Origin of the sequence: Aureimonas ureilytica (assembly GCF_001475935.1) — a bacterium.
Taxonomy (GTDB): domain Bacteria; phylum Pseudomonadota; class Alphaproteobacteria; order Rhizobiales; family Rhizobiaceae; genus Aureimonas; species Aureimonas ureilytica_A.
In genome coordinates this window covers 1-15,712 of sequence record NZ_LDQA01000043.1, presented here as the reverse complement: position 1 = coordinate 15,712, position 15,712 = coordinate 1, and the positions used below count along the sequence as shown (strand labels likewise).

The 15,712-nt window shown below is 66.0% G+C and carries 12 protein-coding genes; 7 read left to right on the top strand and 5 right to left on the bottom strand.

Annotation, left to right across the window (positions count from 1 at the left end):
• Entirely contained in the window at window positions 1-1,032 is a 1,032-nt protein-coding gene (gene repB / locus NS365_RS16680; RefSeq protein ID WP_058601432.1) for a plasmid partitioning protein RepB, read from the bottom strand.
• The gene (gene repA, locus NS365_RS16675) at window positions 1,029-2,237 is read right to left on the bottom strand and encodes a plasmid partitioning protein RepA (RefSeq protein ID WP_058601431.1); all 1,209 of its coding nucleotides are present in this window, start codon (window positions 2,235-2,237) and stop codon (window positions 1,029-1,031) included. The genes repB and repA overlap by 4 nt, the downstream gene beginning before the upstream one ends.
• A gap of 360 nt (window positions 2,238-2,597) precedes the next feature.
• On the opposite strand from repA, the gene NS365_RS16670 reads away from it, so the two are divergent.
• Window positions 2,598-3,599, top strand: coding sequence for an SDR family oxidoreductase (locus tag NS365_RS16670; protein ID WP_058601430.1), 1,002 nt, complete (start codon window positions 2,598-2,600; stop codon window positions 3,597-3,599).
• A 793-nt stretch (window positions 3,600-4,392) separates the two neighbouring features.
• Here NS365_RS16670 and NS365_RS16665 read toward each other — a convergent pair.
• Window positions 4,393-6,627 carry a putative bifunctional diguanylate cyclase/phosphodiesterase gene (locus tag NS365_RS16665; protein WP_058601429.1) on the bottom strand — a complete coding sequence of 745 codons (2,235 nt, stop codon included), beginning with the start codon at window positions 6,625-6,627 and terminating at the stop codon, window positions 4,393-4,395.
• A 319-nt stretch (window positions 6,628-6,946) separates the two neighbouring features.
• Here NS365_RS16665 and NS365_RS16660 point away from each other — a divergent pair, with 319 nt between their 5' ends.
• Window positions 6,947-7,609 (top strand): TetR family transcriptional regulator, encoded by a 663-nt coding sequence (locus NS365_RS16660; protein ID WP_058601428.1) that lies wholly within the window; start codon window positions 6,947-6,949, stop codon window positions 7,607-7,609.
• A gap of 16 nt (window positions 7,610-7,625) precedes the next feature.
• Here NS365_RS16660 and NS365_RS16655 read toward each other — a convergent pair whose 3' ends face one another.
• Window positions 7,626-9,944, bottom strand: a complete 2,319-nt coding sequence (locus NS365_RS16655; RefSeq protein WP_082684666.1) for an MGH1-like glycoside hydrolase domain-containing protein — start codon at window positions 9,942-9,944, stop codon at window positions 7,626-7,628.
• A 297-nt stretch (window positions 9,945-10,241) separates the two neighbouring features.
• Here NS365_RS16655 and NS365_RS16650 point away from each other — a divergent pair, with 297 nt between their 5' ends.
• The 4 genes from NS365_RS16650 to NS365_RS16635 are packed head-to-tail and all read left to right on the top strand — an operon-like array spanning window position 10,242 to window position 14,018.
• The gene (locus NS365_RS16650) at window positions 10,242-11,282 is read left to right on the top strand and encodes an ABC transporter substrate-binding protein (protein WP_058601427.1); all 1,041 of its coding nucleotides are present in this window, start codon (window positions 10,242-10,244) and stop codon (window positions 11,280-11,282) included.
• A complete protein-coding gene (locus NS365_RS16645; protein ID WP_082684665.1) occupies window positions 11,272-12,186 on the top strand; it encodes an ABC transporter permease in 915 nt (304 codons plus the stop codon). The genes NS365_RS16650 and NS365_RS16645 overlap by 11 nt, the downstream gene beginning before the upstream one ends.
• Before the next feature lies 1 nt (window position 12,187).
• Window positions 12,188-12,967 (top strand): ABC transporter permease, encoded by a 780-nt coding sequence (locus NS365_RS16640; protein ID WP_058601426.1) that lies wholly within the window; start codon window positions 12,188-12,190, stop codon window positions 12,965-12,967.
• Window positions 12,954-14,018, top strand: coding sequence for an ABC transporter ATP-binding protein (locus NS365_RS16635; protein WP_058601449.1), 1,065 nt, complete (start codon window positions 12,954-12,956; stop codon window positions 14,016-14,018). Before NS365_RS16640 ends, NS365_RS16635 begins: the two co-directional genes overlap by 14 nt.
• Window positions 14,019-14,021: 3 nt before the next feature.
• Here NS365_RS16635 and NS365_RS16630 read toward each other — a convergent pair whose 3' ends face one another.
• Window positions 14,022-14,342, bottom strand: coding sequence for an ArsR/SmtB family transcription factor (locus tag NS365_RS16630; protein WP_058601425.1), 321 nt, complete (start codon window positions 14,340-14,342; stop codon window positions 14,022-14,024).
• A 103-nt stretch (window positions 14,343-14,445) separates the two neighbouring features.
• On the opposite strand from NS365_RS16630, the gene NS365_RS16625 reads away from it, so the two are divergent.
• Window positions 14,446-15,537 carry an NADH:flavin oxidoreductase/NADH oxidase gene (locus NS365_RS16625; protein WP_058601448.1) on the top strand — a complete coding sequence of 364 codons (1,092 nt, stop codon included), beginning with the start codon at window positions 14,446-14,448 and terminating at the stop codon, window positions 15,535-15,537.
• The last annotated feature ends 175 nt before the right edge of the window (window positions 15,538-15,712 follow it).

Sequence of the window (15,712 nt, the reverse complement as noted above, 5' to 3'; positions counted from 1 at the left end):
TCACGACCGATCCTCCGAGGGGCCGGCGTCTGCCGGGTTCTCGCTATTGCCCCGCTCGCGCTCATAGGTGTCGAACAGATCGGGCAGATGGCGAGCGATGAAATCCGCAAAGTCGAGGCCGAGATCGCGATCGATCACCAGCTTGGTGTCGCGCTCCTTGGCCGAGAGCTGTGCCAGCCGGCGCCCGGAATGGGCGATGATGCTGCGCTCCACCGGGGCGGGCGTCGGCCGTCGTTTGGCCGCTTCCAGAACGGCCGCGAAGCGCTCGTCCGACGAAAGCCCCGGCAATTGATCGAACAGCAGGCGTTGGACCCTTTGGATCGCCCCCTCCCCATTCAGCGCTTCGACCAGCGCCTGCCAGCGCGTGCGCCCGACCTTGGGCGCGCGGCCGATCTGGCGCAGCATCGGTTCGGGCACGGAGCGCGCGACGGCAATCAGCTTGGACACTTCGGCCTTGTCGACGCTGAGCGCCCGGCCGATCACCGCCCGGCTTTGCCCGGCCTCCTCCAGCCGCGTGGCAAACACCGCCCGCTCGATGAAAGTCAGATCCTGGCGCGCCGAGTTTTCGATGCCCTGCGCCAGCGCCAGCGCCTCGTCGTCCATCTCACGCACGATGGCGCGCACGGGGCGATTGAGCGTGCGCGCGGCGCGAACGCGGCGATGGCCGAAGGCTGTCTGAAACCGCGAGGCATCGAGCGGATGGGTGCGCAGGAGCACCGGCACTTCCTGCCCGTTCTCCGCCATCGAGGTTACGAGCGCCTCGAAGGATTCCGCGTTCTCGTCGTCCGGATAGCGATCGGCATAGGGCGAGGGATCGATCAGGAACGGATCGATCTCGACGATGCGCGCGCCTTCCGACAGGCTCTGGCGCAGCGTCTCGTTTTCGCGCTCGATCTGGCTGAAGCTCTCCTTCATGGAGCGCACCGAGCCGGACGAGACGCGCGGCAGACGCGCCTCGTTGTCAGATGACAACGGGGCCGCGTCCGGCCGCGTGGCGAAGATCGAGGCGATCGATTTGGAGCGTTTGTTCATCGATCCCAGGCTCCCTGGATCAAGGATTCCACTTCGGCATTTACCGCGTTGACGCTCTCCAGCGCGCGGTCATAGGCCGCGCGGCCGACAGAGCCGCGATCCAGCTCGTAGAGCGATTGCTTGGTGAGGCCGGCATTGGCGATCGCGGTGGATTTCCATGCGGTCGCGGCGAGCACGTCCTCCCGGAAGAGACCGCGCAGCAACGCCACGATCTGCGACTCCGGCACGTCGTTCGGATCGTGGCGCGTGACGACATAGCGAACGAAGTCGAGATCGAGCCGCCCGCCCGCATCCTCGACCACACTCATCAGATCTGCCGTCATCAGCAGGAACTGGCTCATGGAGGCCACGTCCACCATTTGCGGATGGATGGTCACGAGAAGCCCCGTGGCCGCGTTCAGCGCGCCGACGGTCAGAAAGCCGAGCTGCGGCGGGCAGTCGATAACCACGACATCATAGTCCGCCTCGATCTCGTTGATGACGCCGGACACCCGCCGAAAGAACATGTCGCGTCCGCGATCGCCACGCATCATCGCGCGCGGCGTCTCGTGCTCGAACTCCATGAGTTCGAGATTGCCGGGCACGAGATCGATCCCGTCGAAATAGGTGCGGCGGATGATGTCCGTCAGCGGACGGCGCTCGTCGTCGTAGCGGATCGCGCCGTAGAGCGTTTCGTTCTCACCGATGTCGAATTCGGGCTGATATCCGAACATGGCGGACAGGGATGCCTGCGGATCGAGATCGACAGCGAGAACCCGGTAACCCGCCAGCGCCAGATATTGCGCAAGATAAAGCGACGTCGTGGTCTTGGCCGAGCCGCCCTTGAAGTTGGCGACGGCCAAGACCTGCAGCTTCTCGCCCGCGCGACGGCGCGGCAGGAAGCCGAGGGCTTCCTTGGGGCGATGTTGGGAGAGGAAGGTTCGAAGCTCGTTCATCTGAGCGAGACTATAGGAGCGCCGACCACCCGGGGATAAGTTGGGGACAGGTCCGAGCCCATCGAGCGAGAGCTGACGAAGGTAACCGTCTGACACGCCGACGAATTTGGCGACTTCGCCCGATGTGAAAGAGCGCAAACTCTTCTGCGCTGTCGGTGGAAACATGGCATCGCGCATCGAGCGCAACTGCGCCGAAAGGAGCTCGGCGTGATCAGTGATTCGCTGCGTCGCGCTGGACGGCGGTACAGGAGCGGGCCGGGCGGGCTTCATGGTTCTCTCGATCTCAGACGGAATACCGGCGTCAGACGGCATTTTTCCGTCTGGCATTTGCTCATGTTTCATTCCGAGTCGCAAGTCACCCCTGTGGATGGGCTTGACAGCGGAAAATCCAGCGAAATCACGGGGCTTCGTGTCGTCGATGACACGGATTTAGGCCCTTCAGAGAACTCTTCTCTTCTCCTACCCCGCGACTCAACAGAAAAGAATCGTTGGCGCGTTGTCATCTGACAACCATGTCGGTCGAGGGAATCGGGCGCCATGTCGCGGGAGCCCGATATCTCCTTCGTCACGCGACGGAGCGCCGCGCAGAGCATTCATCGCGCTAAGGCATCGTCGCGAAGGGAATGCGAAATGAAGACTGCGGTTGTCACGGGCGCAAGCGCCGGGATCGGGCTAGCGATTGCCGAACGCTTCGTGCGGGCTGGCTGGCGCGTCGCGCTGATCGCCCGAGGGGCCGAGCGACTAGCGGACGCGAAGCGGCAACTGGAAGCGCAGGGCGGCACGGTCCTGATCCTGCCTGCCGACGTGGCCGATGCTGCCGCCGTGAATGCGGCGGCCGATCGGATTGTTTCGCAGTTCGGCGGGATCGACGCCTGGGTCAACAATGCCATGTCCACCGTGGTCGCACCGGCCTGGGACATCACACCGGACGAATATGCGCGGGTGACCGCCACCACCTATCTTTCGCAGATCTACGGAACGCTGGCTGCCCTTCGGATCATGCGCCGCGCGCGGCGGGGCGCCATCGTGCAGGTCTCCTCCGGTTTGGCTTTTCGGTCCGCGCCCCTCCAGGCGGCCTATTGCGGGGCGAAGGCGGGCGTCGGAGGCTTCACGGATTCGCTGCGCGCCGAACTCATCGCGGAGCAGTCTCCCGTAACGCTCAGTGTCATCTATCTTCCCGGCGTCAACACGCCCCAGCCGACCTGGGCGCGCAACAAGACGGGCCGCGCGCAGGTTATCCCCGATCCGCTGTTCGATCCGCGCCTCTGCGCCGAGGCGGTCTACTCGGCCGTCTGCAACCCCCAGCGAGAGATCTGGGTCGGCCGCTCCACGTGGATGATGGCTTTGGCCCAGCGTCTGGCGCCCGGCTTCGCGGATCGAAAGGCCGCCGGAATGCGGCAGGCGCAGATGGGCGAGCCCATGGGGCCGCGTGCCGGCAATTTGGATGAGCCCGCAAGCGGGCCGGCGCGGATCGATGGTCCGAGCACCGAACGCGCGCACCGCGTCCGCCACGAGTTTCTGACGCGCAGCCAAGTCGACGCTCTGAAGGTCGGGGCTCTCGCCGGTTTGTTCATCGCCGGTGTCGCCGCGCGTGCGGCTTTGGCACGGCTGTCCCATCGCTCGCGTTTCTGAGCAGACGGTCGGCCCGCTGCGCCGCAAGCGGGGGGGGGTGGGTTCGGTTGAGGGCGCGTGCGGCTCTCGCCGCTGCGCTGGGCGGGTGCGGCGGCGCAGGGCGACATGATCCGCCGAGCCGAGTTGGGCGTCTCGAAGTCGCAACCGCTGCGGGCTTCTGGTGTGAGAGGCCGGCGGAGTTGGGGATGACCAGTGGCGCGGGGCTGGAGATCGGCGTCGTCTTCGCCTCGTTGCCGAGATCAATGAAACGCCGAGCGTTCCAAAAGGGAGGGCGGAGGGGATCGAGGCGAGAGGCCGGTCGAGGTCGAGATCACGGGGGAGGGGATAGGCCACGGAGCGGGGCGCCCCTCCGAGCGCCTTCAGTTCGGCAAAGCGAAGCCGTCCATCGGTTCGGTCCGCTCTTTCGAACGCGCGCCAACCGGCTTTATCACGGCATTCCTCCCTTTCGGGCGCATGGGAAGGAGAACTTCCAAGCCACCTGTCAGATTTGCATGATGCCGGTCAGGAAAGGCTGAGGTCGTGTCCGTCCTCCTCGACAGTTTGCGTATGCGGCGAGAGCATGGGGGATGAACGGCTCAAATTCCTCAAACCACGCGACGCCATAGGTTAGGCGGAAACCGCAGTCCACCATCTGCCTTGGCGAGGCGCGCTCACTGTCCAACGCCGAGTCTTACCGAGAATTCGGTCTCGCTTGTAAAACTCGGCGAGTCGGTGGAGCCCTTGCCTTCGCTCCGCACTGCCAGCGAGCGTGGGGAAGTGCGATTCCGAACGGTCCGCCCGTCTGCCGCCTGTCTCATTGGGGAAGCGAGCGCGCGTCGAGGACGAGACAGGAGGGGGGCAGCTGCCCGCTGCCCGGGCGAGCGGCGTGGTCCTCAGCACCGAGGATAGACTCGGTCGGCCGATCCGAAGGGCTATGTTTGAGGCTCTGCGACAGAAAACGGGCCGCGAAGTCCGAGGCGGGCATCGGACGGCCGAAGAGATGGCCTTGGCCGACCGAACAGCCCTCCTTCAAAAGCTGTTCTTCCTGCTCTTGCGTTTCGATTCCTTCGGCGACGACGCTCGCGCCCAGACGTCGGCCGATCAGGAGAATGGCCTCCACTGCCGCGGCGTCCACCGTGGAACTCATCATGCCCTGCACGAAGGAGCGGTCGATCTTGAGCCGCGTCAGCGGAATATGCTGAAGATGGGAAAGGGAGGCGTGGCCGGTGCCAAAATCATCCAGCGCGATCCCGACGCCCATCTCCGTCAACTCGGACAGCACGGCGGTCATATCGGGGGTCATGTGGAGGCGCAGCGTTTCGGGCAGCTCCAGCTCGAGCGCGGCGGCGGGCAAGCCATGCCGGGCCAAGATGGCGCTCACCCGCGCGGGAAAGTTCCGATCGCGCAGCTGCACGGCGAACAGGTTGACGGCCATGCGGAAGTCGGGCGCGAGCCCGCGCCAGTTCGCAGCCTGCCGACAAGCCTTCTCCAGCACGATATCCCCGACATGCGAGACGAACACGCTTCGCTCCAGGCTCGGCAGAAAGCTGTCGGGCGCAACGAGTCCTTCGCGGGGATGGCGCCAGCGCAAAAGCGCCTCGGCGCCGATCATCCGGTGATCGCATATGTGATATTGTGGCTGATAGAAAAGCTCGAATTCGCCATTCGAGACAGCGCGGCGCAATTGGCATTGGATGGAGTCGTTGAAGACGGCCCTCTGTCGAAGCTGCGGCGTGAAGCGATGGAAACATCCTCGTCCGCCTTTCTTGGAGGCGTAGAGCGCCACATCGGCCGCCGATAGAAGCGCGGCTGCGTGGCGTCCGTCCCTGGGCGCGACGGCGATGCCGACGCTTGCGCCGATCGCAACCTGCATGGTCTCGATCTCCATCGGGAGCGACACCGTTCGGATCACCGCTCCCGCGACCGACGCGGCTCGGCTTTCGTCGCCGTCGGTCAGAACGATGCCGAATTCGTCGCCGCCGAAGCGTGCCAGCAGGTCGCCATCCCTCAAACAGGCGGCCATTCGCTCCGCGGCGGTTTTCAGCGCCGCGTCCCCGGCCTCATGGCCGAACGTGTCATTGACCTCCTTGAAGCCGTCGAGATCGACCATCAGAACGCAGAAGGGCGAGCCTTCCGCCAGACGGGCCTCGATCCGATAGTCGAGCGCCGCGCGATTGGGCAGCTCCGTCAGAGGATCGCGGCGAGCGAGATCGGCCAGAAGGGCTTCTTTGGCTTTACGTTCGGACGCATCGCGGCCGATGAAGCCGAAACAGGGCTCGCCGTCTTCGAGCCAGGTCGAAAGGGAGATATCGATACTGATCCGCCGCCCGTCCCGATGCAGGGCGTCGAGTTCGTGCACCTTGCCGGACTCCTTGAGCTGGCGGCGCAGATGATGGCTCGCGCTTCTCATGTCGGGAGGAACGAGGATCAGGATATTTCGCGCGATCATCTCCCTCGCGGTGAAGCCGAGGCCGCGTGTGGCCGCGTCGTTCCAGAAGGTGATGATCCCGTTTTTGTCTGTGCAGACGATGGCGTCCGGCGATGTGGCGGCGATCTGGCGGAAGCGCTCTTGGCTGGCGGCATGGGCCTGCGCCAGCCGCTCCACCTCGCGGTTCGCGTGCCGCTGGAGTTCCGCCGCCGTTTCACTTTCATGAACATCGATCAGCACCCCGCAGATTCGGGTTGCGATGCCGGCCGCGTCATGGGTGACGTTGCCGATGGCACGGAACCAGCGATAGGCTCCGTCGCCATGCAACATCCGAAAGTTTATATCGTAACGGGAGATCGGCCCGGAATCGGCGACGGCGTTCAGGAAGGCGGCCGTCGTGGCCTCAGCGTCGTCTGGGTGATATCGATGGCTGCGCGGGCGAACCCCGTCCGGCATCTCTTCCATCGTGACGCCCGTCAGGCGTCGATATTCCGAGGACCAGCTCCAGACCGAGTCGGGCCCGAGCGGATCGCCGTCGACGACGAGGCAATCCCAAAAGCCGACGCCGGCATGTTCGCCGAGAAGCCGGAATACCTCCGGATTGCCGCTCTTGAACGTCACGCCGCTGATCCCGCCCTATGCATCGATCACCACTCCCATGATGAGGTTGATGGCGCTCATGCGTCCCTGCGGCATCATCGCTCATTAGACTTGAAAAAATCTTGTAAGGCAAACTGGATCGAGAGTTGTTCGCAAGTCGGCGAAATAAGTGTCTATGCAAAACTTACGATCATATCCGGTTTATCCTATCGTTTGTTACGAAGACTTATGGATAGGAGAAAGGCATTCGAGGCTTTCCGCATCGGCCTAAACATGATTGAACGATCCGGTTCGATTGGGGGAAGAGCACTGGGTCGCCAGCGCCGAACGGGGCATTGTCATGGATGCTGAGAAGCCGCCGCGCCGCTCCGGCCTCGAGCGTACGCGCACCAACGATCCCGAGCGAACCAAGGCGGAGCTGATCGAGGTCGCCATGGCGGAATTTGCCGCCAACGGGCTGACCGGCGCGCGGGTCGACGCGATCGCCGAGCGCACGCGCACCTCCAAGCGGATGATCTATTATTATTTCGGCTCCAAGGAGGGCCTCTATCTCGCCGTTCTGGAAAAGGCCTATGGCGAGGTCCGCGCTCTGGAAGCGGAACTGGACCTGGCCGGTTTGGACCCCGAAAGCGCGCTGCGCGCCCTGATCGACCGGACCTTCGAGAATGACGACGCGCATGGCGACTTCATCCGTCTCGTCGCCATCGAGAACATTCACCGGGCCGAACATATCGTGGACGTGCCGGCCATCCGGCAGATCAACGAGCGGGTGACGGGAATGCTGGGCGCCATTCTGGAGCGGGGCCGGGCGGCGGGTCTTTTTCGCGCCGATCTCGACCCGATCGACGTGCATCTGATGATCAGCGCGTTCTGTTTCTTTCGCGTCTCGAACCAGCACACGTTCGGGGCCATTTTCGACGTGGATCTGTCGGAGCCCACGCGCCGCGCCCGGCACAAGGGCATGATCGCCGACGCCGTGCTCGGCGCGTTGCGCATCCGCTGATTGCGAGCGGACGCACCTATCGGGCTGGAGGCCGCCAGGACCGCACCCGGACGGCTTCCGGCGCGGGTGCGCGCGCGGGTTCGGCGGGGCCAGGGCGGGGCCAGGAATAACGCGCGGGGGCGAGATGCCAGTCGAGCCGCGCGCCGGCCTCGACGCTGGCGAACTCCGCGACCGCGCATCCGTCCTCCAGCCATGCCTCGATCTCCTGATCGCCGAGGCGAGCCAGCACGAGGCGGGCGGAGGCCTCGCGGCCGAGGCGGAAGGTGACGGGCGTGGTCGAGCCCTGCGCGAAGGTGACGGAGACCACGGCGTCCTCGACGCAGACATGGGCAAGACGCCCCTGATAGTCGGTCGCGAAGAGGAGCGCGCCGCCCGAGGCTCGGAGGATGAGCCAACTGTCCGCCACCTCCACGCTGACCGGCCCGGCGGGGCTGGCGAGCGGGCCGAGGTGGACGGGTTGCCCGTCGTTCACCAGCTCCCAGCCGTCCCACGGGTTGATGTCCATGATCTCGCCCACCGCCATCAGCGGCAGCATTGCGCCCCAGGTATAGAACGGGTCGTTGCCCGGCATGTCGTCGATCTCGCCGGTCTCGGCCCCATAGTTCTCGCCGCACCAGCGCCGCTCGGTCCAGGACTGTTCGAACAGGGCATAGCTGCGCTCGGCCAGCTCCGAGGCTTGCGCATGGCATTGGCTGCGGCGCAGCGCCTGCCAGACGAGATAATTGACGTTCGGCCAGATGCGCCCGCGCCAATAAATCTGCTCGGCATAGGCCGGATCGTCGCGCGAGACATTGGGCAAGGGGAGGGGGCCGCCGAACATGTCGGGATCGGCGAGATGGGCGAGCAGGCGCTCGACCTGCGCGCCATCGGCTGCGCCGCACAGAAGCGGAAAGAAACTCGTCGGCGAGACGCTGCGCACGAAGCCGCCATCGCGCTGGCGGTTGGCGAAGAGGCCGCGCGTGTCGTCCCAAAGCTCGGTGCGGATCAGCGCGCGCGTCGTCTCGGCGAGCACCGCGAAACTCGTCGCGTCTTTGGTCTGGCCCAGCTCGGCGGCGATGCGCGCCAGCATTTCGGCGTCGAGCGCCAGCGCCGAATTGAGCCCGACATCGAGAAGCGAGAGCGTGCGCGTTTCGGGGTCGTAGCGCGCTTCGTCATGGGTCGGTGAATTGTCCATGCCCGTTTCGTTGCGCGCGCCGAAGGCCGTGCCGCGATACATGCCGTCGCCCCAATCCGACGTGCCGCAGGAGACGAGGCCGCGCCCGTCGGGGTCGCGGTGGTTGCGCCACCAGAGCTGGTTGCGCGCCAGCGGCTCGAACACATCGGCCAGAAAGGCGCGGTCGCCGCTGCGCTGGTAGATCATCCAGGCCATGAAGGACCCATGCGGGGCCTGTGTGCGATCGACCCAGGCGTCCTTCGGGTTGACGAGGCAGGCGATATTGCCTTGCGGGGTCGCGCTCGTCATCGCCACCTCGAAATTGTGCCGACCCAGCGCGGGGTCGATCAGCCCCGCCATCAGCCCGGCAAAGCACTGGTCGTTGAACCAGACGGCGTCGCCAAGGCCCCAGATGCGGCTGGCCGCCGTCACGGGCCGGCGGTTGAGCGGGTCATAGACCGTGTTCCAGCCGATCACGTCGCGCAGCGCATCCAGCGCGCCGGCATGGCGGCCGGTGTGGAGTGCGGGCGCTTGGCCCATCTCCTTCGCGAGCGCGGCTTGCGCGTGGGCGATGGCGAGGTCGCGGCTGTCGGCGACGGCAGCCGCGAAGCGCAGGCGCGGCGTCATTTCGAGGTTGAAGCGCAGCGCGATCAGCGGCGCGACGCTCGCGCGGGTGGACTTGTCGAAATAGCCGTTGCGGTCGAAATCCTCCACCAGCGCGGTGACGCTTTCGTGGCCCGTGCCGAGCACGGGAAGGTCGCTGGCCGCCAGCGCCACGAAACGGAAATCGACCTCCACCACGGCAATGCCGGTGCGCGCGTCGTACTGAACCGCGCTGCCGCCCTCGGCCGAGAGGCAGAGCGTCACCCAATGGCGCAGGCCCCATTCGCCGGCCTCGCGCACCGCCCATTCGCCGCGAAGGGTGAAGGGATCGGGCTTCTCGTAGGTGAAGGCGAGGCGTGTTTCGGCAAAGCGCGTTTCGAATTCCACGCGCTCTCCGGCGAGCCCATGATGGCCGAAGCGGATTTCATCCGGCGCGCGGATCGTCGTCGCGTGCTCCGCCTTGCCCGAATACAGAACCGGCGCGAGGCGCACGCCGAGCGGCAGAAAGGTGAACTCGCCCGGCCGATCCGACCATGTGTTCCAGGCGCTGGCGATGGGAGCATTCTTGTCGAGGAACATGGGCGGCGGTCCGAACTCGGTCGATCAGGAGGATGCCGCAAGGGCATCCGCGCTCTCGTCCCATGCAAGGCCGCTTCGCGCAAATGGGAAATGACGTGCGCGGCGGGGCTCGCGATGCGCTGTTCCATCTGGACATCGGGGCGCGGGACTGCTCCCACTTCTGACGCAGCGGCACGGGGGCCGGTCGCGGCGAGGGAGATTCGTCGCCCGAGGGCTCCGTCGCTTGCCTCGTATCTTGCCTGCCACCAACCGGGAGTGACTCACATGCAGCCTAACAGACGCGATGTTCTGACCCTTATGGGCGCTGGCGCAGTGGCCGCCACCGGGCTGGGCCTCGGCCTGCGCCCTGCGCGCGCGGCGGGAACCGTAACCGTTCTCAACTGGCAGGGCTACGGCACGGACGAGAAATGGGCTGTCGAAGCCTTCAAGGCGAAGACCGGCATCGAAGTCGTCCACGACTATTACAATGCCGAGTCCGAGATGCTGACCAAGCTCAGGACCAATCCCGGTGCCTATGACGTGGTGGTGGTCAATACGGCGCGCACGCGCCAGGCCGTGGCGGACGATCTCTTGAACGCGATCGATTATGCCACCATCCCGAATGTCGCGGGCGTGCCGGCCAAGCTCGCCGACCACCCGAATTTCACGGTCGACGGGAAGCATTACGGCGTTCCCTGGGTCTGGGGCATGAACGCGCTGGCTGTGCGCGAGGGGCGCCCGAAGCCGGACAGCTACGGCGCGCTGGCCGACCCCGCCTATGCCGGCAAGGTCGCGCTGTTCGACGATGCGGTCACCAACGTGGCGGTCGGGGCCTTCATGACCGGGCAGGACATGAACGACCCCAAGGATTTGAAAGCCGTCACCGACTGGCTCAAAAGCCTAAAGCCCAACGTCAAGACGATCTGGACCAGCGAGGACCAGTGGAACAAGACCTTTGCGGCGGGCGAGTTCGACCTGTCGGTCTACTGGTCCGGCGCGTCGGTCCGCTCGCGCCGCAATTTCAAGCTGCCGGTGGATTTCGTGGTGCCCAAGGAGGGGGCGGTCGGCTGGCTCGACACGCTGGCGATCCCCGCCACCAGCGAGAACAAGGAGAATGCCCGGGCCTTCATCAACTACATGATCGACCCCGAATTCTATTTCGAATGGGCCACCAAGGTCGGCGCGCCAGCTTCGGCCAATGCGGCGGCGATGGACAAGCTGCCGGCGGACGATCTCAACCGCCGGGTTCACGACCCGAAATATCTGGAGACCATGACGATCATGGCGCCGCAGCCGGACGAGCGGCGCGAAGCCTTCAACAATCTCTGGCAGGAGGTGAAGGCGTCCTATGCCCGATAAGGCCAGCGCCGTGCCGAACCGCGCCTATGGCGCGGCTCGGCGCGCCGGGGGGCGCTGGCCGGATTGGGTGGCGACGGTCGCCCTTCTCCTGCCGACCTATGCCTGGCTGACGCTCGCCGTGCTGCTGCCGCTCGGCGCCATGCTGGTGTTCAGTTTTCTGAGCGGCACGCCGATGGGCAAAAGGCAAGTGGTCTTCACGCTCAAGAACTACCGCGCCTTCATCGATCAGCCCTATCTCCTAGGCGTTGCCTGGACATCGCTCCTGATCGGGCTCTGGACGACGGCGATCTGCGCGGTTCTGGGCTTTCTCGCCGCGCTGGCCCTCGTGCGCGCGACCGCCGGCCGCGTGCGCGAGGTGCTGCTGATCCTCGTGATCCTGCCGTTCTGGACCAACGGGCTCGTGCGCGTCTTCTCCTGGACCATGGTGATCCGAGAGGGCGGCTTTCTCGATACGGCCATCCGCGCGCTCTGGGCGGACGCGCCCTCGGTCGGTTTTCTCTATTCGCTGCCGGCCATCGTGCTCGGCCTCGTCCACGGCTATCTGCCCTATATGGTGCTGACCTGCTACGTCGCGCTGGTCTCGATCGACGACGCCCTTCTGGAGGCGGCCGAGAGTCTGGGCGCGCGCTGGTGGACAGTGCTGTTCAAGATCCTGGTGCCGCTCGCCGCGCCCGGCCTGATCTCGGGCTCCATCCTGATCTTCGTGCCCGTGATCGGCGCCTTCATGGAGCCGCGCATCCTGGGGGGCACCAAGGGCGTGACGCTCGGCACGGTGATCGAGGAGCAGTTCACGCAGGCCTTCAACTGGCCGCTCGGCGCGGCCCTGTCCTTCACCATTCTCGCCGTGGTGCTGGGCGTCTTCGCGACCTTCTCCGGCGTCCTCAAGCGCAACGCGGCCCTTTGACATGAAGTTCGCCGCCCGCGCCTATCTCGTCGCCGTGCTCGTGTTTCTCTATCTGCCCATCGCGGTTCTGGTGGCGATGGGCTTCAACGAGTCGCCGCTCTACGCGCTGCCGTTTCGTTTCACTGGACATTGGTACGAGGCGCTGGGCGAGAACGCCAAGCTTCTGCGCGCCAGCGGCAACAGCGTCTTCATCGCGCTGATCACCTCCGCCATCGCGACCAGCCTCGGCACGCTCGCCGCCGTCGCCCTGTCGCGGCGCGAGTTCCGGGCCAAGACTTGGCTGCGCCTCCTGCTTCTGCCCCCGATCGCCATTCCCTGGCTGATCACAGGCACGGCCATGCTGGTCTTCTTCTTCTGGACCGGCATCGGGCGCGGCTTCCATGCCATCCTGATCGGCCATGTCGCGCTCGCCATTCCCTATGTCGTGCTGGTGGTCGGCACGGGTCTCGCCACGATCCGCACCGATCTGGAGGAGGCGGCCATGAGTCTTGGCGCGCGCCCGGTCTCGGCCTTCCTGCGCGTGACGCTGCCGCTGCTTCTGCCGAGCATTCTGGGAGCGGCGCTCTTCGCCTTCGCCGTTTCGCTGGATCAGTTCGTCGTGTCCTATTTCCTGGCGACGCCCGGCTTTTCGACCCTGCCGGTCGAGATCTACTCGGCCATCCGCAAGGGCTTCACGCCGGAGATCAACGCGATCTGCACCATCCTTCTCGGCGGTTCGATCACGCTCTTCCTTCTCTTTGCCCTCTTTGCCAGACCTGGAGCCCGCCGTGACCGCCGTTGACGTCTCCCATGTGGCGAAGAGCTTCGGGGCGGCCAACGTCCTGTCCGATATCACCACGCATTTCGAGGTGGGCTCCTTCACCAGCCTGCTCGGCCCGTCCGGCTCGGGCAAGACGACGCTTCTGCGCATCATCGCCGGCTTCGTCACGCCCGATCGCGGCACGGTCGCGATCGGTGGGCGGGATGTGACGGATGTGCCCGTCTGGGCGCGCCATATCGGCATGGTGTTTCAGTCCTACGCCCTGTTTCCGCATATGAGCGTCGCGGGCAATGTCGGCTTCGGCTTGGCGCAGCGCGGCATACGGGGCGATCAGGCGCGAAGCGAAGTCGCGCGCGCGCTGGAGATGGTGCGCCTTGCAGGCTTCGGCGATCGCAAGCCAAAGCAGCTTTCGGGCGGCCAGCAGCAGCGCGTTGCGCTCGCCCGCGCCATCGTCACCCGGCCGAGCGTTCTCTTGCTCGACGAGCCGCTATCGGCGCTCGACCGTCGCCTGCGACAGGAAATGCAGGTCGAGCTTCTGCGCATCCAGCGCGAAAGCGGGCTGACGACGATCTTCGTCACGCATGATCAGGAAGAGGCGCTGAGCCTGTCGGACAAGGTGGCGATCCTCGATCGCGGCCGGATCGTGCAGATGGGCGCGCCCGCCGAGGTGTACGAGCGCCCGACCACGCGCTTTGCCGCCGAGTTTCTGGGCGACACGAACATCGTGCAGGGCACGGTCGCCGAGGGCGGCGTGTTGCTGGCGAACGGCGCGCGCATCGCCAGCGCCTTGCCGCTGCCCGCGCCCGGCCAGCCCGTGACGCTCGCGATCCGGCCGGAAAAGATTGATCTGATCGACAAGATCGAGGCGGACGGCGAAGTTCTCAACCAGCTTCGCGGCACGATCACCGCGGCGATCTATGCCGGCACGGCGCTGACCTATGAGGCGGAAGCCGACGGCGGTCTGCGGTTCCGCATCTTCGCACAGAATCGCGATGCGCGCCCGCGCACACCGGGCGATGCCGTCACGCTCTCCTGGTCGCCCCGCCATAGCGTGCCCCTGACGGAGGGCTGACGGTCAGCCCTCTTCGCCGGCTTCCGGCGGAGCCGAGAGCACGGCCTGGAGAAGGCCGGGAAAGCGCGCTTCGATGTCCTGGCGGCGCAGCTCGTTCATATGGGCCGGCCCGTCCGTGCGGGTGCGCACGAGGCCAGCTTCCCGTAGGACGCGGAAATGATGCGACATGCTGGATTTTGGCCGGCCGCCATCCAGCGCCGAGCACGTCGCCTCGCCCTCCTGCGCCAGCTGGCGCACGACGCCGAGCCGCACGGGGTCGCTCAGCGCATACAGCACTCGGCTCAGAACGACGTCCTTGATGTCGGGATGATGGATGGCACGCACGCCCGATCCTAGCACGCCCTTGCCGAAGTCTCAACGTTCGACTATTTTCGAACTATCGAATGGACGCGCGGTGATCTCGCCGCGCCCGCTCAAGGACATCAGCATGTCGTCATTGTTCACGCCCTTCCGCCTCAAAGACGTGGAGCTTCGCAACCGCATCGTCGTCTCGCCCATGTGCCAATATTCGGCCGATGAAGGCCTCATCAACGACTGGCACCATGTCCATCTGGCGGGGCTGGCGCGCGGCGGCTCGGGTCTGGTGATCGCGGAAGCCACCGCCGTCGCGCCGGAAGGGCGCATCACCCCGGGCTGCGCCGGCCTGTGGACCGACGAGCAGGGCGAGGCCTGGGCCAAAGCCGTCGCTTCCATCAAGGCGGCGGGCGCGGTGCCGGGCATTCAGATCGCCCATGCCGGCCGCAAGGCGAGCGCCAACCGCCCGTGGGAAGGCGACGATCACATCGCGGCGGGCGACCCGCGCGGTTGGGAGACGATCGCGCCCTCGGCCGTCGCCTTCGGCGCGAACCTTGCTAAGGTGCCGCGCGCGATGGCGCTGGCCGACATCGAGCGCGTCACGGCCGACTTCGTCGCCACGGCCCGCCGGGCGCTAGCCGCCGGCTTCGAATGGCTGGAGCTGCATTTCGCCCATGGCTATCTCGCGCAGAGCTTCTTCTCCACATGGTCGAACCAGCGCGAGGACGCCTATGGCGGCGACTTCGAGGGCAGGGCGCGCTTCCTTCTCGAAACGCTCGCCGCCGTGCGCGAGGTCTGGCCGGAGAACCTGCCGCTGACCGCGCGCTTCGGCGTCACCGAATTCGACGGTTCGGACGATCTGGAAGAGGGCATCGAGATGATCCGCCGCTTCAAGGCGGGCGGGCTGGATCTGATCGATGTCAGCATCGGCTTCTCGACGCCGACGGCGAACGTGCCCTGGGGCCCGGCTTTCATGGCCGATATCGCCGCGCGCGTGCGCCGCGAAGCCGACCTGCCGGTCACCACGAGCTGGTTCGTCAGCGGCGCGGCGCAGGCCGAGGCGCTGGTGGCGGAGGAGAAGGTCGATCTCGTCTCGCTCGGCCGCCCGCTTCTGGCCGACCCGCACTGGCCCTACCGCGCCGCGCTGGAGCTCGGTGTCGAGAAGGGCGCCTGGACGCTGCCCGCACCCTACGCCCATTGGCTGGAGCGCTACCGCGCGGCCTGAGGATCTTCGGCCGGGCGGCGCGTGACGCTCGCCCGGCTGCTTCTCGGCTAGGAGCCTATCCGAGTAACGGATTTGCCCGATAGGCTGAGGCTGTATCGTGACGCTGATTGCTGTGCGTTTGGCCTCAGCGGGTCGCTTTGGCCAGTTTCAGAATATTGTGGGCGGTGCGGATCAT

Coding starts and splice junctions, on each gene's coding strand:
- repB (WP_058601432.1), bottom strand. CDS start 1,032: ATGAACAAACGCTCCAAATCGATCGCCTCGATCTTCGCCACGCGGCCG.
- repA (WP_058601431.1), bottom strand. CDS start 2,237: ATGAAGCCCGCCCGGCCCGCTCCTGTACCGCCGTCCAGCGCGACGCAG.
- NS365_RS16670 (WP_058601430.1), top strand. CDS start 2,598: ATGAAGACTGCGGTTGTCACGGGCGCAAGCGCCGGGATCGGGCTAGCG.
- NS365_RS16660 (WP_058601428.1), top strand. CDS start 6,947: ATGGATGCTGAGAAGCCGCCGCGCCGCTCCGGCCTCGAGCGTACGCGC.
- NS365_RS16655 (WP_082684666.1), bottom strand. CDS start 9,944: ATGTTCCTCGACAAGAATGCTCCCATCGCCAGCGCCTGGAACACATGG.
- NS365_RS16650 (WP_058601427.1), top strand. CDS start 10,242: ATGGGCGCTGGCGCAGTGGCCGCCACCGGGCTGGGCCTCGGCCTGCGC.
- NS365_RS16645 (WP_082684665.1), top strand. CDS start 11,272: ATGCCCGATAAGGCCAGCGCCGTGCCGAACCGCGCCTATGGCGCGGCT.
- NS365_RS16640 (WP_058601426.1), top strand. CDS start 12,188: ATGAAGTTCGCCGCCCGCGCCTATCTCGTCGCCGTGCTCGTGTTTCTC.
- NS365_RS16625 (WP_058601448.1), top strand. CDS start 14,446: ATGTCGTCATTGTTCACGCCCTTCCGCCTCAAAGACGTGGAGCTTCGC.